We start from the raw sequence: 22,546 nt of genomic DNA on the forward strand, positions 1-22,546 counted from the left end.
TTTTAAGCCAGGGAGGGATTAAAATGGGAAGTATTTCTTTCATAGCCACCGGAGACAGCTTCATTACAAGGAGGCTGGCGAATCAGGGAGTAAAGTATACGGTTCTGGCTGAATTGATCCAATCGGCAGATGTGCGCTTCACGAATCTAGAAGTCACTACGCACAGGTATGAAGGCTTTCCGGGGGCGGTGAGCGGAGGCACCTGGGCGATTGCTCCGCCTGAGGTGCTGGCGGACCTTAAGGCATACGGCTTCAATCTGGTCGCCTGGGCCAATAACCACAGCCTGGATTATTCCTACGGCGGACTCGAAGCGACGGCTAAATATTTGGATGCCTACGGCTTCGTCCATGCCGGATGCGGAGAGAATCTGGCGAGAGCGGGGGAGCCCAAATATTTGGATACCCCCTCCGGTAGGGTGGCATTAATCGCGGTTACGTCCTCTTTTCACGAGTCGTGGCCCGCCGGAGAGCAGCGTGCCGATATGATAGGCAGGCCGGGGGTCAACCCGCTACGGCATGAAATACGGCAAGTGGTCACTGCACGACGGCTGGAGGAACTGCGGGCCATTGCGGAGGTTACCGGCATCAATGCTGAATACCATTATGCTGTGGAGAGCGGCTACCGTGTGGCCTTGCCGGAGGGACAGCTTCCCTTCGGGAGCTATATTTTCGAAGCCGGTGAGAAGGAAGGTGTGGCTACTTCAGCGCATGCCGGCGATATGAAGCGGATTCTTAAGGCGGTATCGGAAGCGGCTAGGCAAGCGGATGTTGTTCTGGTCAGTATCCATACCCATGAAATGCAAGGCGCGCACCTAGATGAGCCGGCCGATTTCCTGCGCGAGTTCGCACATGCCTGTATTGATACAGGCGCACATGCAGTTATTGGTCACGGCCCGCATAAGGTATGCGGGATGGAGATGTACAAAGAGAGACCGATCTTCTACAGCCTGGGAAACTTTATCTTTCAGAATGAGACGGTGGCGCATTTGCCCGCTGATTATTATACAAAGTTTGGCCTGGACAGTTCCCACGGAACTGCTGATGCGTTTGATCAGAGGGGGCAGAATGATACCCGGGGAATGGCCGCCAATCTGCGGATCTGGCAGTCCTTCCTACCCCGCTGGACCATGGAGAACGGCCGGATTATCGAAATTACGCTGCACCCCATTGAAATGGGCTTCGGCCTGCCGCGTTACCAACGGGGCTGGCCTGAGTTATCTTCAAGTGATGCAGCGCTTCAGGATTTACAGAGGCTGTCCAAGCCGATGGGTACGAACATCCGGATTGCAGGTGGAACCGGAAAGGTAGAGCTACTATAAGAGGGTTAGGAGTGACGGCCATGGGTACCATTGAAATTAGATCTGAAGCTATTGAGCATATCAGCGGAACGATTGAGCATAAAAGAGAGCTCCTGGCCAGTATAAACGACCGGATCTGGGAATTTGCTGAAACGCGTTATGAAGAGGCGCGCTCCGCAGAACTGTTCGCGCAAATTCTGGAGCAGGAGGGCTTTGAAGTAGAGAGAGCCGCTGGAGGAATACCAACCGCGGTAATTGGCAGCTTCGGCACCGGATCCCCGGTGATCGGTATCCTGGGTGAATATGATGCTTTGTTCGGTCTTAGCCAGGAAAAGGGCCTTTCCAGCAAGCAGCCGGTGGTGGAAGGCGGAAACGGTCATGGCTGCGGCCATAACCTGCTGGGCAGCGGGGCCCTTGCGGCAGTCATCGGGGTGAGACAATACCTGTTGGACCAAGGATTGTCCGGCACTGTACGCTTCTACGGCTGCCCTGCCGAAGAAGGCGGGGGCGGCAAGGGGCTGATGGTTAAACGGGGCTTGTTCGAAGGGGTGGACGCGGCTATTACCTGGCATCCCGGTCCAGCCAATTATATTAATTCCGCTACGCTGCTTGCTACACGCCAGGTATACTTCCAGTTTAAGGGGCGGAGTGCCCATGCAGCGGCAGCCCCCCATCTGGGCAGAAGTGCGCTGGATGGTGTGGAGCTGACCAACATGGGGGTCAACTATCTGCGGGAGCATATGGAGTCTGACTGCCGGATTCATTATGCGATTACAAACACAGGCGGAATTTCACCGAACGTTGTGCAGGCAGAGGCAGAGGTGCTGTACAAGCTGCGTGTTCCCCGCTCCGAGCAGCTGGCAGATTTGTATGAGCGGATTGTGAGAATCGCCGAGGGAGCGGCTCTGATGACCGGTACTGAACTTGTGATCCGTCCCGACTCCGGCGCTTCTGAGCTAATCATGAACCGTACACTGGAGCGGGCAGCCTATGCGGTATTCCAGGAGATCGGTGTTCCTGACTTTGATGCGGCTGAGCTGGAATTCGCCTCCCGGATCCGCACGACGCTGACCGAACAGGATAAGCTGGATGGACTTCCTTCCGGTCTGGAAGGGAAGGCCCTGTCAGACCGGCTGGAGCCTTATTCCCCGCAGGACCACCTGGTCATGGGCTCCTCCGATCTCGGCGATGTCAGCTGGCAGATGCCGATGGTGCAATGTTATGTCGCTTCCATGGCCCTAGGCACACCGCTGCATACCTGGCAGGTGGTTAGCCAGGGAGCTTCGTCTTCGGCTCACAAGGCACTGCTCCATGCCGGAAAGCTGATGGGACTGACAGCGCTGAAGCTGTTCCTGCATCCGGAAGTGCTTGAACAGGCTAAGGCGGAGCACCGGCATAAGGTTACGGGCCGCAGTTACTTGTGTCCGATCGCAGACGATGTGGTTCCCGGTCCAGTCAAACGATAAATTCAATCTGATGGGAGTGGTATAGATGACCCCAATACAGGCGGAAACGCTAAGATTTATAGAAGAGTATATCGATCAGAAGCAGGAGCTGCTGATCTCTGTAAGTGACCGGATCTGGGAGTATGCCGAAACCAGATATGAGGAGCAGCAGTCCGCTGAACTTATGGCGGAGATTCTGGAGCAGGAAGGCTTTGAGGTCCAGCGTGCCGCAGGCAATATCGGGACTGCTGTTGTAGGCAGCTACGGGAGCGGGAAGCCGGTAATCGCTATTCTTGGAGAGTACGATGCCTTGTTTGGGCTCAGCCAGCATCGTGGAGAGAACGCAAATCATCCGGTAGTCCCGGGAGGCAACGGCCATGGCTGCGGGCATAACCTGCTCGGTACGGGCGCGCTTGCCGCAGCGATCGCCGTCCGGCACTGCCTGGAGCAGTATGGTCTTGCCGGTACGGTACGCTTCTATGGCTGTCCGGCCGAGGAAGGCGGGGGCGGCAAAGCCCTGATGGCCAGAAACGGCCTGTTCGAGAATGTTGATGCTGCATTGACCTGGCATCCGGAGGCAAGGAACAAGGTTACCAATCATACCTCTCTTGCAACCTGCCAGGTGTACTTTAAGTTCAAGGGCCGCAGTGCACATGCTTCCGCGGCCCCTCATCTGGGCCGTAGTGCGCTGGATGCCGTCGAATTGATGAATGTGGGGTGCAACTATTTGCGGGAGCATATCATTCCTGAAGCCAGGCTGCATTATGCCATTACCAACAGCGGCGGCATCTCGCCCAATGTAGTCCAGGCGGAAGCGGAGGTGCTGTACAAATTACGCACTCCACGTTCTGAAGATCTGGCAGAATTGTATGACCGGATATGCAATGTGGCGAAGGGCGCTGCTCTTATGACGGGTACAGAGCTTGAGATTCAATTCGACTCCGGCTCCTCAGAGCTTATTGTCAACAAAACGCTGGAGAAGCTGATGTATGAGCAATTCGTCCAGCTGGGCGGACCGGTTCATAATGAGTCTGAGCTTCAGTTTGCGGAAGCGATCCGCAGTACATTGACTAGTCAGGAGCGGACATTCAATGTGCCGGCCGGGCTGCACGGCAAGGCGCTGGCAGACCGGGTGGAAGAATACGATCCGCAGACCTCCATGCTCTGGGGCTCCACAGATGTCGGAGACGTCAGCTGGAAGGTGCCTACGGTTCAATGTGAAGTCACCTCAGTTGCACTGGGGACCCCTTTCCATACGTGGCAGGTGGTCAGTCAGGGCGGAATGTCCATAGGGCATAAAGGGATGCTGCAGGCAGGAAAGGTCATTGGCGCTACCGCACTTGAACTGTTCCTTCAGCCAGAGGTTCTGGCTGAAGCCCAGCGGGAGCACGCCTTGCGCCTGAACGGCAGAACCTATAAATGCCCCTTCCCCGATGACGTAACACCAGGACCTGTTAAGCGCTAACCTTTGGTTAATGCGGTGATACAGCAAGTAAGGGGAATGAACAATGAAAGTATCACGTGCCGGTACGGCTATGCTGGTTATGCTGCTGATTTTGATCTGGGGTGCTTCGTTTCCGGTCTATAAAATTGCACTGAATTATGCTCCACCTCTGCTGTTTACAGGTATAAGGACTTTGGCGGGAGGGGCGATCCTGTTTCTGCTGATGGTTCACAAACGGAGCGCACTGAGGTGGAAGGCCAACTGGCAGATATATATTCTTTCTGCGGTCTTGAACGTCATTTTATTTTTGGGTCTACAAATCATGGGGCTTCGTTATCTGCCTTCCGGCATGTTCGCAGTGATTGTATATTTACAGCCGGTTATGGTTGGTGTGCTGGCCTGGCTGTGGTTAGGAGACCAAATGTCAGCCTTGAAGGTGACCGGATTTCTGGCGGGGTTTGCGGGTGTTGCTGTGGCAAGTATCCAGAACTTAAGCGGGAATGCATCTGCAGCTGGGCTGCTTCTTGCCCTGGGTACAGCGATCAGCTGGTCTGTAGGCACGGTGTACGTCAAGAGAGTCAGCGGCCGGGTAGACTTCATGTGGCTTGCGGCCATGCAGTGCTTAATTGGAGGAGTGGTGCTGACGGGTGCCGGTTCCATTACTGAGACTTGGAGCGGCATTGTATGGAACGGCTCTTTTTTAATAAGCCTCCTGTACGCGAGCGTGTTTGGAGTTGCTGTATCCTGGATGCTGTATTTCTTCCTGGTGAATGCCGGCAATCTTCAAAAGATATCCTCTTTCCTGTTCCTTGTCCCCATAGTTTCCGTAACCCTTGGTGCGCTGCTGCTGAATGAGCCGTTAACCGGATTTCTACTGGCCGGCCTAATGCTGATTGCCTTCAGCTTGTATTGCATCAACCGGCAGCCGAAAGTCAAAGATCCCTAAAAAAGAAGATAGAGCGATATAACTCTTGTTCATTTCTCACACTTGTGGATAGTTGCCCCAGTACCGTCCTATGGAACTGCGGACTAACCATAGCGGGAAGTGAACCTCGATGACGCTTCATACCCGCAGAGCTCAAACGCCCAAGTAATCTAGGAGGCAAGGAAATGACAGAGGAAGCATTTCGGATTGAAAGGGATTTTCTTGGAGAGAAACAGGTTCCGCTTGATGTATATTACGGTATCCAGACGGTGCGCGCCCTGGAGAACTTCCCGGTTACCGGTTACCGCATTCACGGGGAATTGATTGTTGCACTGGCTATGGTTAAAAAGGCGGCTGCAGCCGCGAACATGGAGCTCAAGCAGTTGACGCCGAGACTCGGCGAAGTGATTATACAGGCTGCAGGCGAGATTATAGCGGGACAGTGGCATGGTTCGTTCATCGTTGATCCGATTCAAGGCGGAGCAGGAACCTCCATTAACATGAATGCGAATGAAGTCATTGCGAACCGGGCCATTGAGCTTCTCGGTGGACGTAAAGGTGATTATAGGGTTGTTAGCCCAAATTCTCATGTCAACATGTCACAGTCAACTAATGACAGCTTTCCTACAGCGATTCACTTGGCGGTTCTCTCCATGCTGGAGAAGCTAATTGGAACTTTACACGGGCTGCATGCGGCATTCGAGAGGAAGGCAGCGCAGTTCGATCACGTGATCAAAATGGGACGCACCCATCTGCAGGACGCTGTTCCGATCCGGCTGGGGCAAGAATTCCAGGCGTATGCCAGTGTACTGGGCCGGGACATCCAGAGGATCAGCAGAACGAAAGAGCTGCTATATGAAGTGAATCTCGGTGCGACTGCTGTGGGGACGGGTCTCAACGCAGACCCGCAATATATTGTAAGAGCTGTGGAATCGCTTGCGGACATCAGCGGGTTCCCGCTGATTCGTGCGGGACACTTACCAGACGCTACGCAGAACACGGATGCCTATACTGAAGTGTCTGCTACTCTGAAAATCTGCATGATCAATATGTCAAAGGTAGCCAATGACCTGCGGTTAATGGCCTCCGGCCCGCGGGCCGGATGGGGTGAGATTACGCTGCCCGCCCGGCAGCCGGGTTCCTCAATTATGCCGGGCAAGGTTAATCCGGTGATGTGCGAGCTGGTTAACCAGGTGGCATTTCAGGTCATGGGAAATGATCATACGATCTGCCAGGCTTCAGCAGCCGGGCAGCTGGAGCTGAATGTGATGGAGCCTGTGCTTGTATTCAATCTCCTCCAATCCTTAACAATCATGAATCAGGCATTGGATGTATTTAACACCCTCTGTGTGCAGGGAATTGAAGCTAATGAAGAACGCTGCCGAAGTTATGTGGATCAGAGCGTAGGCATAATGACAGCGCTCAACCCGCATCTGGGTTATGAAACGGCGGCAAGAATCGCCAATGAAGCAATTGCCACCGGGAAGTCCGTCCGCGAGCTCTGCCTTCTGTACAATGTGCTGTCGGAGGAGGAGCTGGATCTGATTCTCGATCCCTACCAAATGACCGAACCTGGCATTGCCGGTAAGGAACGTTTGGAATATAGCTGAAAGTGACGTGAGGATTATGGATTATTATCAATTTATATCGGATATCATCGACCAGAAGCAAGGGAAGCTCACGGAGGCCAGTGATCAAATCTGGGACTTCTGCGAAACACGTTACCAGGAGCACCGCTCAGCGGAGGTCTTATGCAAGGTACTAGAAGAAGAGGGCTTCAGTGTTCAGCGAAGCGCGGGAGAGATAGAAACGGCTTTTGTGGGCACTTACGGCAAGGGGGCGCCTATAATCGCCATACTTGGTGAATTTGATGCCTTGTCAGGGATGAGCCAGGTTGCCGGTGTAACCTTCAAAGAACCTTTGCAAGAAGGTGCAAACGGACATGGCTGCGGACATAATCTGCTGGGTGCAGGCTCGCTTGGCGCTGCGGTTGCCGTCCGGCATTATCTGGAGAGAAGCGGCCTGCCGGGAACCATCCGTTATTACGGCTGTCCTGCTGAAGAAGGAGGCGGCGGTAAAGCCTATATGGCGCGGGCGGGATTGTTCAAGGATGTCGATGCAGCCTTTACCTGGCATCCATGGGATGAGAATCTGGCATATAACAGCAGAATGCTGGCCACCTGCCAGATCCAGTTCACCTTCAGGGGCAACAGCTCGCACGCATCTGCAAGTCCCCATCTGGGCCGCAGCGCACTGGATGCTGTCGGACTTATGAATGCAGGAGCCAACTATCTGAGAGAGCATTTGATTTCTGAGGCAAGGCTGCATTATGCCATTACGGATGCCGGCGGACACTCGCCCAATGTTGTGCAGGCCAAAGCCTCGGTATTGTATAAGCTCCGTGCTCCAAGAATGAGCCAGGTGAAGGAAATGATCCAACGGGTATGCGATATCGCCAGTGGAGCAGCCATGATGACCGGAACCCGTGTAGAACATCAGGTGGATGGTGCCTCCGCAGATCTGATTCCTAATTTCACCTTAAGCCGGGTGATGCACCAGTGCTTCACTGAACTCGGTGGTGCGGCTTTTACAGAAGATGAGCAGCGGTTTGCCCGGGGGATTCAGGACAGCTTCTCGGCGGAAGAAAAGCGCATAGTGCGGAACGGAGGCGGAAGGATTCTGTCGGAGCAGCTTCAGCCGTATTCAGAGGAGCAGGGATATGTGTATGCTTCGACAGATGTGGGGGATGTCAGCTGGATTGTGCCTACAGGGCAGGTCTATGTGACCACCTGTGCATACGGCACCCAGCCGCATAGCTGGCAGCTGGTGGCACAGGGCAAATCTTCTGCAGCCCATAAAGGCATGCTGCTGGCAGGCAAGGTGCTGGCTGCTTCAGCTATACATGTGCTGCAGCATCCCGCAGTGATTGCTGCTGCGAAATCTGAGCTGAAGGAACAGTTGGACGGAGAGGTGTACCAGTCACTGATTCCGCCGGAAGTGCAGCCAGCAGCAAGCAGAGCGGTCTAGCAGAGAAAATCGAGACCATCAAGAGTGTGAAGGGGTTGGAAAGAGTGAAGGACAACGGGATTCTAGGGACCATGAGCTTCAGCATGTCCGAGCAAATATTCGCAGCTCATCAAGGGGGGAAATTATCAGTAGAGCCTAAGCAGACTGTACACAACAGTGTGGATTTGGCAAGAATCTATACTCCCGGTGTTGCAGAAGTCTGCTCTGCAATTCATAGGGAACCGGATAAGGCCCACACATTAACTATCAAGAAGAATACCGTTGCCGTGATCTCAGACGGAACTTCCGTGCTGGGCTTGGGGGATATCGGGCCATATGCAGCCGCTCCTGTAATGGAAGGCAAAGCCATGCTGTTTAAACAACTGGCTGGGGTGGATGCTTTTCCGATCTGTCTGGACACTACCGATACAGAGGAAATCATTCGTACGATTCAAAGAATCAGTCCTATATTCGGCGGGATCAATTTAGAAGATATTAGCTCTCCAAGGTGTTTTGAAATAGAGCGCCGATTAGCTGATCTGTTGGATATCCCTGTGTTTCATGATGATCAGCATGGTACTGCGATCGTGGTGCTTGCCGGATTGTTCAATGCGCTGAAGGTGGCAGGCAAGCAGATCGATCAAATTCGCGTTGTCGTCAACGGTATCGGAGCGGCGGGAATGGCGATATGCCGAATGCTGCTAAGAGCCGGTGTCACCAGACTCGTCCCCGTGGACCGGGAAGGAGCTATCGTACTAGGCGGCCGTTATTCTCAGCCCATGTGGCAATGGCTGGCGGAGCGGCCAGAAGTGGAAGCCATTCCTGGGCTGCTCAAGGAAGTTATCAGGGATGCGGATGTATTTATCGGGGTGTCCAGAGGAGGGGTTCTTACGGCTGACGATGTGCAGTATATGGCTCCCGGCAGCATCGTCTTTGCCATGGCCAATCCGGACCCGGAGATTGCACCGGAGGAAGCTCTGCCTTATGTTCAAGTATTCGCTACAGGACGCAGTGACTACCCCAATCAAATCAACAATGCCCTTGTTTTTCCCGGGATTTTCCGTGGAGCCCTGGACTGCCGGGCTTCCTCCATTAATGAAGAGATGAAGCTTGCTGCTGCCTATGCCATAGCTTCAGCCATTCCGGATGCAGAATTAAGCCCGGTGAATATTGTTCCTGCTGTATTGGACAGAGAAGTCGTCGCGAGAGTGAGGTTTGCTGTGATTAGAGCAGCTGTTTCATCTGGGCAAGCGAGAGTTATGCCTGTAGACTTAATGGATGGAGTGTCGTAATCCAAATAATAACGGGAAGGGCTGTGTATTTTATTGTCATTAACTGCAAAATTGTAGGTGAAGGATTCCCGGTAGTTATTTTGCATGGCTGGTCTTTGGATCACAGCGTAATGTCAGGCTGCCTAGAGCCGAATTTTGTGAAACGGCAGGGCTGGAAAAGAATCTACATCGATTTACCAGGAATGGGAGCATCGAAAGCTCAAGCAAACATTCGTAATTCAGATGATATGCTGCAAGCGGTTCTTGACTTCATAACTTTACAAATTCCTGATGAACCTTTTTTGATCTTCGGGTATTCATACGGCGGCCTTATTGCACGGGGTGTTGCACATTATCTTCAAAAAGATGTACGTGGCATGCTCTTAATTGCACCAGTAATTGTAAGTGAACCGTCGAAAAGAAACTTGCCGGAGAAAAGAGTCATCAAGGCCGATAGTTCATTGCTGTCGCGTCTCCCCCTGGAAGATGCCTCTGAATTTGCTGCCGTGTCCGTTATTCAGGGAGAAGAGGAATGGGTCAGGTTTAATCGCGAAATTCTCTTACCCTCAAGAAAAGCGGATCACTCATTTTTAACTCAAGTCCGCAACAATGGATACGGGTTCACATTTGAAATGGACACTGATACAACGATAAACGAGTATCCTGTACTTATTATTACTGGTCGTCATGACCATATTGTCGGATACAAGGATGCATGGGGTATATTGGATGAATATCCAAACGGAGCTTTTTCATTGCTGGATTTGGCTGGACATCATCTACAAATAGAACAGCCCAATATATTCAATGCCTTAGTAAACAATTGGCTTGATGAACTTGAGAGCGGATATATAAATTGCTGAGTTATACCCTTGTAAGAGGAAATGAAACTCTCCACTTGATTTTCAAGCAAATTCCGGATACAAATAATTAGTAGTTTAAAAACAGCCTCCTATTACTACCTAATAGAAGGCTGTTTTAGTTTGTGTTGTACGAATGGTATAATATGGAATGTGGTTTTTGTGTAGTGAATACATTGATCGATTGGCTGCCATTTTATCCCCAGTCCAGTGACACAAATCCTCCTAATCCTACATAGTGAGTATTGAAATATCAACAATAAGAGGAGTTGTGTAGGTACATTGTGTCACTGAGAAATACACAAAAGTGCCCACATTTTCGCAAATCGACATAAAAGTATAATTCAATTGCACGTCTGCTTATTTTAATAACGAAAAGTACACAGAAATTGAGCTTGATGGTGACAGATGGTATATAAATACCCAAGCAAATTTTAAAAATTACGATAAAGAAATCAAGTTGTTTTGGGATTGGATTACTCCGTATATTGAATACACTAATGGAGAAAAAATAGGCGAGGTATCAATAAATCGATATTCTACCGAAGAGGTTTATCTGAATGATGGAAAGGTCGCCTACCTTAAAAAAAATGTCGTCTCATTAATGAGGAGGAATTGTGTCCTTAGAGCATAACGAGCGAAAGCAGGTATTCCCAAGCTGAAATACTATTCATAGACATATGTACAAAATACGGGTTTTGTGAGGAAGTAGTGTATAAATTAATGGAAGCAACCAATTAGTTCCATAATATTACTAATTAACTATCCATTACTGATATCTAATCAATGTTCAAACCTGTTCAAAATAACTGCCCTTTCCTTAGCAATTGATTCTTATTTAGTAATCGTATTATCTAAAACGAGTATTAAGCTTTAAAGCTCATCAAGTCACGCATAAAACTTTAAGTACTAATAATGTTTTTATTGTTTGCATTAGATTACATAACTCTCGATCATATAAAAAGTCAACTATTCCCATTATTTAACTTTTATAATCATCCTCATACATGTTCATCTTTAAACCTTCAATTACAAAGCAACTCTTCAGCTATCCTTAATTGTCTTTCCCGTTCTTTAGTAGCTGCCTCTGCAACTGAAGAATGATCTGATATGTAATTCACCAGTTTTACTGCATAGTCACTGCAAACCATAGCGTGTCCTCGCATATGTCCAGTTGCAATGGCTTGTGCAAAAGAACGGGCAGCATACTTACTAGCCTCGGTTGTGGACTCTTTGGCTAATTCATTGACAATAAATCCAACTTTTCTTAAGTCAAAGGCTCTAATCTCACCAGTTATACGCTTTTCTAGCGTTTCTATACCTAAATCAATCCGCGGGTCATTTACAAGCTGCTGGACCAGATGATCCAGGTGCTCAACTGCTACTTTCAAAGCCCATTTGGCCAGAAACTTCTGCGGCAGCTCTTCAAGCGTTTCTTCAAGCCGATTTCTTAATTCATGGTTATCTACAATCTTTATCTTTGGACTAGTATAAGTAAACATGTTAGTTTCTCTTAATTGCTGTTCATGTTTATTCCATGCATATTCCTCAATATTCAACGAATCACTCCCCCATTACAACACGGCACTATTTAACTGCTTCAGGTCTTCTTTTATAAAAAGAGTGTACCATACTGAAAAAATGTAAATTAGCCAGATTCTACGCGAATAGTCGCCTTTATTACTCCGATGCTGGGTAAACATCTCTTCGATGATATTCATATTGAATATTTCTTCAATGCCACTATAGCGTATTTGTTCGAACATTATATCTGAAATTGGAGTTTTGAGCCAATCACGAATGGGCACGGGAAATCCTAGTTTCGGGCGATTCACAATAGCTTCCGGAACGATTCCTTCCATAGCTTTACGCAAAGCAAGTTTTGTTGTTTTTTGGCCAATCCGATTGGACACAGGTATTTTACTAGCTGTTTCGAAAACCTCTTTATCTAAAAACGGGACTCTTAATTCTAATGAATGTGCCATGGACAGCTTATCTGCTTTTGATAAAATGTCTCCAGGTAACCAAAAATTCATATCAATAAACTGCATTCTTGTCGTAGGGTCTAGGTGAGCTGTCTTATCATAAAAAGGCTTAACGATATCCGTGGGATGTAAAAAGCTATTCTGAGCGTGTACCGATTCGTGGAGCAAGTTCATTTTACCGCTTTTGTTAAAGATATTAGCATTTCCGAAAAAACGCTCTTCTAAAGGTGTCAGACCCCGAAGTAAATAATTTTTGCCATAAAAATGATAGGGAAATACAGATAATGATTTTCGTAACGAATCCTTTATGAAGTTAGGCATCCAGGTTATCGGTCTTAATGCATTTGGCTCTCTATAGATTCTATACCCTCCGAATAATTCGTCAGCGCCTTCCCCTGATAGGACAACCGTTACATGTTCTTTTGCAAGCTGGTTTAGATGATAGAGTGCAATAGCGGAAGGATCTGCAACAGGCTCATCTAGATGCCAGACCGTTTTCGGGATACTTTCAAAAAAGTCTTTTTGCGATAAAATGTGAAAATAATGATCAGTCCCCAGTTTGGCTGCCGTTTGATTTGCAATGATTGTTTCATTGTTCAGCCCTTCAAATCCAATCGAAAAGGTTTTTGTTGATTCTTCTGCTCTCATCATTGCAGCTATTGCGGTGGAGTCAATTCCACTGGACAAAAAACATCCTCTATCCACATCACTTTGTAAATGAAGGTTTACAGACTCTTTCAATTTCCACTGAATTTCTTCGGCATAGTCTGCTAAAGATCGTTCTACCGGTTGAAAATGGGGTTCCCAATATTTCTCGATCTTCATTTCACCATCCGAGTTAACAAATAATCGCTCCGCAGGTCCTAATTTATGAATGTGTTCAAACATCGTATCAGGATGCGGGACATACTGAAAAGTTAAGTAGCTGAATAAACTTTGATATTGAAGCTTTCTGGGTACCCCTTGCACTGCAAGTATGCTTTTAATTTCCGAAGCAAATAAAAGATTATTTTCGTCTTTGTAATAATAAAAAGGTTTGATCCCGAAATGATCTCTAGCAGCAAAAAGAGATTGTTCCTTAAGATCCCAAATCGCAAAACTAAACATTCCACGTAAATGATGGACACAGTCCTTGCCGTATTCCTCAAATAAATGCACAATGACCTCTGTATCTGATTGCGTCTGAAAGTGATGTCCTTTTAGCTTTAACTGATCTCGTAGTGTTTTATAATTATAGATTTCACCATTAAAAACAATCCAAAGAGTACGATCTTCATTCGTCATCGGTTGATTACCATCACGTATATCAATTACAGACAATCTGCGAAAACCAAGTCCAATACGAGAATCGAGCCATACTCCCTCATGATTGGGACCTCGGTGATTCATAACCCCTGTCATTTGTTTTAAGGTTTCTTCCTGTGGTGGCTGTCCATTATATTTTAATATTCCTGCTATTCCGCACATACTATGGTAGTCCTTCCTATTATAAAGATTAGGATATAGAGTGCCCATAATTGCTTTGATATATCATCATTTTTTCAGAGATGTAACGCTAACAAAGCATCTATAGAAGATTCTTACGAAATGGAAAGCCACTGCATTTACCACTATTATCGAAATTGTCTAGACTTGAATTTATCCTTAGATAGACAAAAAAAGAAAAGCCTGAATTAACAAGCTTTTCTCAGATAAATTATTTTAGATAATTTTGCAAAGCAATCCTTAACATTATTCGTGTGTAATATCCTTACGATCTAACACCAAATTTCTAAGACGAACCAAAGGAGCTTTAGCATCATCTACACTTGTGTATAGTGTAAGTTCAAATTGGTAAACCCCGTCCTTAAACGGTTCAACTTGATTATACCAATCCCGAATGTTGCCTCCCAATATTTTGATAAAATCATCATCAACAGGTAGTTGATAATCTGAAGGTAAAATCAATGATATAGGTAATGTACCAAATCTCAAGTTACCACTTAGTTTTTGTTGGTACCGTGGTCTTACCTTAATAATTGATTTGTCTATCTTCGAGCCTGTATTCATTTCTCCATACAAACTTGTAAATAATGCAGTAAGATGTTCATCCAATGAACGTCTTACTAATTGCCCTCCTGCTGCTCCTATAGCTGCTATATGGATTGTTGGGTAGATATCCAATTGAGGTGTTAATTTCATTGGGAAGCGAATGACAGGTGTTCTATATACAAAATTCTCATTCGTTGTTCTTCCTGGAACGAGTTCCGCATTCCGAATTACCATTAATCCAGCCCATGCATCTTGTAAATAAGCTAAATGTAAATCATCAAATTGGATACTCCTTTTCGGAAGTTCCAACCCGTCCGCCCAACTTAAATACTTATTCCCTCCACCTGGATTCTTTAATTGATACACATAACTATTGTCGGCGATCTTCTCCAGATTATAGCCGTCAATTTGAAGCTTTGGAGCTAGATCTTTAAGCTCCACTGGTACAGATACAGGGTTGATAATCGTATTGAAAATCTGTTTCTCACCGTTGTAATCGCATTGTGTTTGTAGAATTCTAAAGCGATACTCAGTATCAGAAATTACGTTCATTGCTCTTCTGTTTCCATGTTCATACCATTCTTTCCAAGAAGACGCTACTGGAATTGCTAATGACATAAAGGAAGATACAATCTTCAGCAGAAGCTCCTCATCAATGTTATCTTTTTTTAGAACCTCTTCCATCTTTTTGTATACTTGTACACATCGAGTGAGTTTATCATAAAAGTCTTCCACCTTCACAAATGCATCATTAGATTTCTGATTAAACATCACTTGGCATTCCAGAATATCTTGAGAAGCATATTCTCTTTCAAACTCAAACCCATATCTCCACTTCACGGCTGTTTGCACCGTAGTTTCCTCAGATGTATTGTTTAGACCCTGAAGCATGGAAACCCCTTCATGTCTAATCATTTTAGGTTCATCCGGATAAAAACGAAGTGGTATTGGGACAGTTACATCTTTAGCTATTTCAATTTGCTCCAGTGGGTGAATAAAACTTAGCCATGAAGAAGCCTTATAACCTTCAATATTTGGGAGACTCCCTATTTCGTGCTCAATATGTTGAATTTCATAAGCTAAATCAACCATTACACTGGATTGACATTCAGCGCACTTCGCATCGAATGTAAAACTAAGAGCACTATCCCCTTTCTCAAGTAGTACTTTAGAATTCGAGGTTTGATAAGCTGATTCAGTTCCATCCTGCTCCTCATCTCGTAGAGGTTTGGTATTTTTTTGAACCTTAATGCCCCCATACAATTGTGGAAGCTGTGCCTGAGATTCGGTACATGGACTCCAAGGAACGGAAACTGGAAACGAGACAATGGTCTCAATGTCATAGGCGTTAGTTAACTTTATCAGCAAATGCTGTTTAAGTTTCTCGGCAGCATCGGCTTTTAACTTTTCCATTGGAACATTAATTCGCTCACTCTCAGTAGGTTCCAGTATGGGGTCAAGTGTTTCCGGTATGATCTTAGCTAATTGTTCCTTTAGACTAAGTATACTTCTATACATAGGTGGATCTTTCTCATACACTTTGCAGCCCATGGAAGCTGATAATAGATTTTCTATTGCACTTAAATACAATCTTGCCCAATTATCCATATCAATCGGTCCGATTAATTGACTCCTATATATCCCCAATGTTCCAGTAGCTCCATCAAACTCAGGGATGCTAACAAGCCGGGAAATCTTACTTTTGGACATTAATTTTGGCGCAAAAAATATCGGATAAGCACCGACCGTATATCGCAGTCCTTTCTTGTCCCCACAAGTGGCATCTGGATCATGATCTGTAATTCCAGGTTTTGCAACACGGACAACCCATAGTTTATCAGCATCTGTTCCTGTACTGCCGAACCTAGTTCTTCCCATGGCCACTTTAAGATCATAAGCATCCATATTGAATACCATCTCAAAGTTTCTTGCGAATTTCTTCAGAGAACGCATCTTAGGATCAGAGTCCACTAAGCTGTTTTCTTTGATCATCGGTCGAATTTCCGAAACAGCGGCTCGAACAGTGTCTTCGTCTTTGAAGTTTATATCCACTAAATCAATCGGACGCTCTATAAACAAGAGTACTTTTAATTCATAAATATCCAATGGATTCGTATCTTCGATGAGCCAATCGAGTGACTTCCTAATTTCACTTTTCCCATCACAGTCGAGAGGATTTAACAGGTTATTTAAGTAGATACAGCAATCGGTGATAAAAGCTTTTAATTCGTCAGTTTGAACGATGTCAAATAAATGATCTACATACTCATCAAGACTGGTTTGCACTTTGTACGAAACTAAAGGATTACCAGTCTCGTCACACTGGCATAGCTGATAATAAATTTTAGTGTAAATTAGCATGTCTGCTTCCAACCGCTTAAGATAGACCCCGTACTCTTCATTTGGCTGTTGTTTATACAACTCAAAATTCAACAGAAGTTCGATATGAAATCTACGCTTCATCTCTTTTACACTAAATGTGTAAGAAGTCGTTATACCAGGCCACTGTTCAATAGCTAATAAACGATCAGTAAATCCAATTGGGATTTGAATGAAATTTGGGAATTGTTTCATCACTAGTTGGTTTCCAAAGTAATCATGCCAAAAGAAATCGATTTGAACCGTTTTCCCTATTCCGGAATAGGGATTCAAGTCAAACTCCGGCACACAATAGTTATTCGGAACAGTAGGCATACAATTCAGTGGATTATATTTCGCATAAGGGAAGATAGGAACTACGTTCTCATACTTCCCCTCATCATCATTTAAACTGTGAATAGCAACTGGTAGTCCATCAATGCTCTGACAAAAATCCAAATTCCCTCGAATACGATATCCTAGCAGTCGATAAATCTGTTCCAAATAATTCTCGATAGTATCGTTATCTGCTACCTCATCCCTGAGGACTGAGAAACCTACATGCCCCACAGGCATCGTGTTAACCTTTTCTTGAATGGGCCATGAAACGTCAAGGAGATCACCGACCAGAAAGAGGTTCTTTAGATTCCTGTTTTCCCATAGTAAAGATTCCAGAGATACATCATAACTCTCAGATATAGACAGAAGGGTTTCACTATGGGCAACAGAATGAACAAAACCACCGGATTTCGGAATAGTAAGCTCAATCGTATTAAGTAGCTGATTTTGAAGAAGACGTCCCGTATCCATGAAAGGTAAGCTTAGTCGAGAAGAAATCCTCATTAGTGTATCATCGTTATTAGCGATCGTTGCTCTATTCTTGGTCAGACTTATATAGAGTGGTGCTGTCTGTCCCGACATTGTTATTAAGCAATTTGAATAGGTATCCAAGGTTGTTGAATTTACTTCGTTCAACAGGATTAGACGGATTTGTCCTATGCCCTGTTCATTAAAGATCTCTTCGGGAAGTGTATTCCCATTATTCTCATAATGGAGATAGAAGCCTCCAGATCGAACGATACTGCACTCCCATGCCCATAGAATACTTTCATACGTATTCTGAAAAGATAAACCATTCATCGGATTGGTTTCTGTAGAAAGGTTGCTTTTCACAATGGTAGGTATACCTTCACCTAGAGTCCATTCACCACTTTTCGTTGAATAACTCACCTGTATTTCTGGATCCCCTTGATTGGAAGTCAGCCATCTTTCTAAAAGAGTTGTACCGGCTTCATCCGTACCTACTAGTTCAAACAGTGCTCCATCTAGCTTGACTCCAGTAACACTATCCCTTTCCGGCAGCTTCTTCAGCGATACATTAATCATAACACCTGACCGATAATCAATGGCGCCGTCCCCGTTACCATCCTGGTTCACTTGAGCATACAAAGATGAATTTATTGGGCTTTGTTTCGCTATAAGTCCTAGCAGGCTGTTGGGGAAACTCCATAGCTGCAAATTACCTATTGTTGTAGGGGAAACAAGTGTATACCACTTTGTAACTTGCTTCATGGTAGGCAATATCCCAATACCAGACATTGTTTTGATGCCATTGTTCGCTTCGATTGTCAACTCTTGGATGTTTGTGATATCCTCTCTTAGGAGGCTCACACAGATTTCACTTGTCTCAATATTAGACGAATCATAGAGACGAACCCAGGTTTGGTTTGAGGATATCTTAATACCATAATCGTTACAATCAGGGACCTGAGTAAAGATTGGTAAAAGAAACTGTTGACCCGTCAGTTGGTAAAGAGACATGGTGGAGACTGGAGGATTGCCTGTACATACCATTGAAACATTATTTTCAAATTCGTCTAGTTTGGGTGGCCGCATACCGCTTAACAATGAATGGCTCGCCATTGCTGAAATATCAGAGCTTTTAGACTCCAACTCGGTTTTTATAGCATCCCATTCTAAACTGTTATCACCCTTAAATAGATCCATTGTAGTTTGAAGTCCTTGTTTGGCGAGTGAAACAAAGAAATCTTCGTACAAGACTTTAGAGGCCGATTTATGACTTGTAGTCCATGAATAGCTGCGTTTTGATATCGATTGACCAAGTTCCGATAAATAACGTGCTCGGACTTGTGAGAAATGTAATCTAAGATTATCAAGATATACTGGTGTTAACTCGTTGTATAAGCTAAAGTCTACATCTACGGGCGAAGTCCCGTTATAATAGGGAACTCGCATCGAAAGGGCTGGAACCATTGGAAACACAGAAATATCGCTCAAATCACTACCAGGTTGATGGATTTGGATCGCACCTTCATCAGTGAAAAAATATTGAACTAAATGATCATAATCCATCGGAGTCCCGTTTGTTTCATCCCTGAACCAACAAAGTGCATCACTAACAACTTGCTTAGTGATAATAGGGTTATTTTGGTCCAGATCCCCTTGACCAAAGGCTTGTAATACCCATAAGAAAAATGATTCTAACAAGCCTTTAAATTCATCTTTCTTTATATAAAGCATTGCAACGTAATGAGCATTAACTGAATCCGTCTCTTTCAGTTGATCTACTGTAAGCTGAGGAACAAAATACGTCTTGATCTTAATTCTGCGATTTATCGGAAGCTGTTTCCAAATGGGTGCTTTACACTCATTTGTAATGTATGGTGCAATTAGGCTCTCACCCTCTATTATCCACGGTGCCTTACTCCCTCCTCCAAGATCAACCGATTCATTCACATCTGTATGAAAAGAGCTATAGGCTGTGATTTTCACACCACAAATTTTAATACGATACTTAATGGATACATCCACAGTCGCTATTAGTTCGAGAACCAGGTTCTTGTAAGCAGCGATCAGAGTGCGAATGACCAGGTTAACAGCTATGTTAAGATCAGCCATCACAAAACCAAAATCCACACTTCCATAGATTCGTCCAATGACACCAAGCATTGCATCTAATGAAAAATAACGTTCCTCCTTATTTGCGTTATCGGGATGAAATGTTGCGAGGACACCCTCGAAGACGCCAACCGCACTCACATTAAATCCTGCCTTTAGAACTCCTTTATTGAAGTCCTTACCCACTCCAAGAGCCATACCTAAACCAAAAGCTAAGACTTGTCCAAAATGGCCATTCGTTGCTATTGGAACATACTCTGAAGCATCCGATTTCAATCGAGCCAAATAAAACCCACCGGCACCTGAATAATATGGGGGAGCTTGAATGGTGAAAGATCTTGAAAAATCGAGATCCCGAGGAAAACCTACGTCAATCTCAAAATCACCATTCGTGTAAATTTTGATGCCAAATATCGGAATGATTATCGTAAACGGTGGGGTTTGAATATATCGCATGGAATCTGGAAGTGTTAGTTCAGCTGAGTAAACCCCCTTGGATTCTGAAAGCTTAGTGTACATAACCTCCAACTCAAGACCGTCGAACAGCTTCGCCAATTCACCCTTTAATGCAATCTTTATCCCATATAACTTTGGGTCATTAAAAACAAGCTGCATATTGAGGAAATAGTCCCCTGTGTTGTATTGTAACAAATTAAACTCCGTACCCATCAGCCACTGGCTAGCCGCATCATAAGGTAATTCAGCTGATCCGGCTCCATTTTGAAAGGCACATTTCATCGCGTTGACCGCATCACCCACGGAATCAAACTTAGTTTGATTCATGGTGTATCTTTGCGCTAGTCCTAGCCACTCAAGGTCAAACGTTGTTGAAAAATCGGGGAACAATTTAATGTTAGGCTTCTCTTTTGGGTCACTAAGATCCCATTCAAGGTCGGACTGGTTAGTTGTAATAGTAACAAATACGTGATCTAAGTTATCTTTGTTAACGTTAAGTTTTTTCAAATCTAACCCCAAAATACTTATGTTCAAATCTGTCTCTAAAGTAACCTTTTCAGCAGGTCCTAAATCAAAAAGAACGGAAGATGGCCCCACCTTATCTAAGAGCTGGTCTAAGGGTTCAGGAAGATGGAAGTAAGGTCTCCCTGTTAACTTCATCATAGCTGTCAGTAGGAATCTTATGTTATTACCTGTAAAAGCAAAACGCATATATTCTTGATCTGGCGAGTAATCAAATTTCATACCTTCCCATTGAACCTTATATATTGGAGCTCCACCTAGAATATAAGTTAGACACACTTGTGCCCCTATCCTTGGTATCTCCACTTCCGTTTCAATCGTATAAGTGTTATGGGTGGAGCCTCCCTCAATCTTTAATACGGCATCGATTTCTAACTGTAAAAATCGTTCATTAATTTCCCATTTGAAATCAGCGTATATACTATACGAATCGTTATCTGCATTATCAGTGATTTGATATTCAAAGGTTATACTGTCAGCAATTACATCTGAGAATGGCCATGAAGGCACCAAATCACTCATCTTGACCTCTTTCAAAGTCATCCCTTTCAATAACCAACCCACTGAATTCGGCTGAGCTTCCACATCAAAGCTCAATGGTCCAATCACTACTTTCCCTCGAAACACGTAATGATATCTTATCTGGTTAATATAACTGAATTTGCGCCATTCGAAGGTAGGATCTTGAATTTGAAAATTCAAGAGATTGAGGTCACTCTTCCCAATAAGTATAACTTTATAGTCACCATTCAAAGCATTTGTAATGGTCAAATCCATTTGTTTGATTGGAAAGTGTAAGGTTCCAGGCAGGTTGATGACATTACCTTCAAATGTAATTAGAATATCGTTCACCTGAATCGTGTCATTTTCTGCATCAAAGATCCCGTGAAAAGAAAGATCTTCTTCTAATAAAAGAACGGCTTCCTTGAATCCACTTACTAATATGCGCCCTCGAACAATCAATTCCTGTTCACCCGGGTGGAGACACTCCCCAACCTTCCAATAAATCTCCGGGATCATAGAGAGATTCCCCACCTCCCATGCTTGGGTGGAAGCAACAGTTATCTCATGACAATTCATCTGATGATTAGTTCCATTTAGAGTTACTTTATAATCTAACAGCGACATTTCAACAAAAAAAGATAGCATTTTAGAGGGAATTCCTTTAAACCAACTTCGTCCTTCCATGAGCGCAAATACTTGAGGAGGAGTGATTAATTCCCTAACATCTCCTAAGATTAGTTGGTAGTTACCGTCTGTGAGCTGCTCCAACTGTACCTTAATTAGTGACCCATTTGGAACGCGTAGTTCAGCTACCAAAAAAGCTTTGATTCGTACCTCATTTATTGATAATCCTAATCCCGGATTCATTACTGTTAAAAAATCTGGCATGTTCACCATAACGCCAGAAAGCTGTTGTATCCATTCCCAGTGTGGCAACTCTTTACGTAATAAGCCTTGAACATCAAGAGGAGTATAGAACAAATAAATCTTCGAATCCGGTAGGTAGGCTTTATAGGTTTGAAATAGCTTATCCTTAACTGAAAAATCGCACACTAAATTTTGTCCTTTTTTCAAATAAGGAATACACTGGCCTCCTTCAACTGGATAATCAGTCAAATTCGTAGTTGTAAAGAAGAACGTAATGCCATTCATCTCTAACACGTCCAGCGGTGATGGTGGAAGTCCTGGAAAGCTATCGCGTAGTTTCCATTTCGAACTGAATTCCGCGGCAAGAACAATTCTCAATTCTGTTCCATCCCAGATAAATTCAACAGCTATATGTGTGGCCTTATTTAATACTTGCATAGAGCCTTTGATCTTCAGGTGAGTTACAGTTGCTTCATCAATTTCTGGATTAGTTATGACCAAGACATCGTCAGTTGCGACTCCAAACGAATTCACCAATAATTGTCTCAACGTCTCAAGATCAATGGGAGATATCATATTAGCTTCAGCCACTGCTTGATACAATGATTTCTGTTCCATTAATTTCTGGCTTAAAATATAAATACTCATGGTACCC

General features: G+C 45.0%; 10 protein-coding genes and 1 pseudogene. 8 read left to right on the forward strand and 3 right to left on the reverse strand.

Annotation, left to right across the window (positions count from 1 at the left end; genetic code table 11):
• Nucleotides 1–23: 23 nt before the first annotated feature.
• The 8 genes and pseudogenes from MHI51_RS16335 (at nt 24) to MHI51_RS16370 (ending at nt 10,252) form a co-directional block, all read left to right on the forward strand.
• On the forward strand, nt 24–1,319 hold the full coding sequence (locus tag MHI51_RS16335; protein WP_076217618.1) for a CapA family protein: 1,296 nt from the start codon (nt 24–26) through the stop codon (nt 1,317–1,319).
• A 20-nt stretch (nt 1,320–1,339) separates the two neighbouring features.
• A complete protein-coding gene (locus MHI51_RS16340) occupies nt 1,340–2,764 on the forward strand; it encodes an amidohydrolase (RefSeq protein WP_076217617.1) in 1,425 nt (474 codons plus the stop codon).
• A gap of 25 nt (nt 2,765–2,789) precedes the next feature.
• On the forward strand, nt 2,790–4,208 hold the full coding sequence (locus MHI51_RS16345; RefSeq protein ID WP_076217616.1) for a M20 family metallopeptidase: 1,419 nt from the start codon (nt 2,790–2,792) through the stop codon (nt 4,206–4,208).
• A gap of 43 nt (nt 4,209–4,251) precedes the next feature.
• The gene (locus MHI51_RS16350) at nt 4,252–5,133 is read left to right on the forward strand and encodes a DMT family transporter (protein WP_076217615.1); all 882 of its coding nucleotides are present in this window, start codon (nt 4,252–4,254) and stop codon (nt 5,131–5,133) included.
• 164 nt (nt 5,134–5,297) lie between these two features.
• Nucleotides 5,298–6,722 (forward strand): aspartate ammonia-lyase, encoded by a 1,425-nt coding sequence (gene aspA, locus MHI51_RS16355; protein ID WP_076217614.1) that lies wholly within the window; start codon nt 5,298–5,300, stop codon nt 6,720–6,722.
• A 16-nt stretch (nt 6,723–6,738) separates the two neighbouring features.
• A complete protein-coding gene (locus tag MHI51_RS16360) occupies nt 6,739–8,139 on the forward strand; it encodes a M20 family metallopeptidase (protein ID WP_076217613.1) in 1,401 nt (466 codons plus the stop codon).
• 8 nt (nt 8,140–8,147) lie between these two features.
• Nucleotides 8,148–9,410: pseudogene (locus MHI51_RS16365) on the forward strand (NADP-dependent malic enzyme); the annotation flags it as partial.
• A gap of 23 nt (nt 9,411–9,433) precedes the next feature.
• Nucleotides 9,434–10,252 (forward strand): alpha/beta fold hydrolase, encoded by an 819-nt coding sequence (locus tag MHI51_RS16370; protein WP_405173103.1) that lies wholly within the window; start codon nt 9,434–9,436, stop codon nt 10,250–10,252.
• Nucleotides 10,253–11,274: 1,022 nt separating this feature from the next.
• Here MHI51_RS16370 and MHI51_RS16375 read toward each other — a convergent pair.
• The 3 genes from MHI51_RS16375 to MHI51_RS16385 all read right to left on the reverse strand — a co-directional run bounded on the left by MHI51_RS16375 (nt 11,275) and on the right by MHI51_RS16385 (nt 22,539).
• On the reverse strand, nt 11,275–11,808 hold the full coding sequence (locus MHI51_RS16375; protein WP_081387607.1) for a putative immunity protein: 534 nt from the start codon (nt 11,806–11,808) through the stop codon (nt 11,275–11,277).
• 15 nt (nt 11,809–11,823) lie between these two features.
• Nucleotides 11,824–13,701, reverse strand: coding sequence for an asparagine synthase (glutamine-hydrolyzing) (gene asnB / locus MHI51_RS16380; RefSeq protein WP_405173104.1), 1,878 nt, complete (start codon nt 13,699–13,701; stop codon nt 11,824–11,826).
• A gap of 264 nt (nt 13,702–13,965) precedes the next feature.
• Entirely contained in the window at nt 13,966–22,539 is an 8,574-nt protein-coding gene (locus tag MHI51_RS16385; RefSeq protein WP_405173105.1) for a hypothetical protein, read from the reverse strand.
• Between the last annotated feature and the right edge of the window lie 7 nt (nt 22,540–22,546).

The sequence above is a fragment of the Paenibacillus sp. FSL H8-0260 genome (assembly GCF_045040625.1).
GTDB classification, from domain to species: Bacteria; Bacillota; Bacilli; order Paenibacillales; family Paenibacillaceae; genus Paenibacillus_AQ; species Paenibacillus_AQ odorifer.

Bases quoted from the DNA above. Each gene is read 5' to 3' on its own strand.
- MHI51_RS16335 (WP_076217618.1), top strand. From the start codon at position 24: ATGGGAAGTATTTCTTTCATAGCCACCGGAGACAGCTTCATTACAAGG.
- MHI51_RS16340 (WP_076217617.1), top strand. From the start codon at position 1,340: ATGGGTACCATTGAAATTAGATCTGAAGCTATTGAGCATATCAGCGGA.
- MHI51_RS16345 (WP_076217616.1), top strand. From the start codon at position 2,790: ATGACCCCAATACAGGCGGAAACGCTAAGATTTATAGAAGAGTATATC.
- MHI51_RS16350 (WP_076217615.1), top strand. From the start codon at position 4,252: ATGAAAGTATCACGTGCCGGTACGGCTATGCTGGTTATGCTGCTGATT.
- aspA (WP_076217614.1), top strand. From the start codon at position 5,298: ATGACAGAGGAAGCATTTCGGATTGAAAGGGATTTTCTTGGAGAGAAA.
- MHI51_RS16360 (WP_076217613.1), top strand. From the start codon at position 6,739: ATGGATTATTATCAATTTATATCGGATATCATCGACCAGAAGCAAGGG.
- asnB (WP_405173104.1), bottom strand. From the start codon at position 13,701: ATGTGCGGAATAGCAGGAATATTAAAATATAATGGACAGCCACCACAG.
- MHI51_RS16385 (WP_405173105.1), bottom strand. From the start codon at position 22,539: ATGAGTATTTATATTTTAAGCCAGAAATTAATGGAACAGAAATCATTG.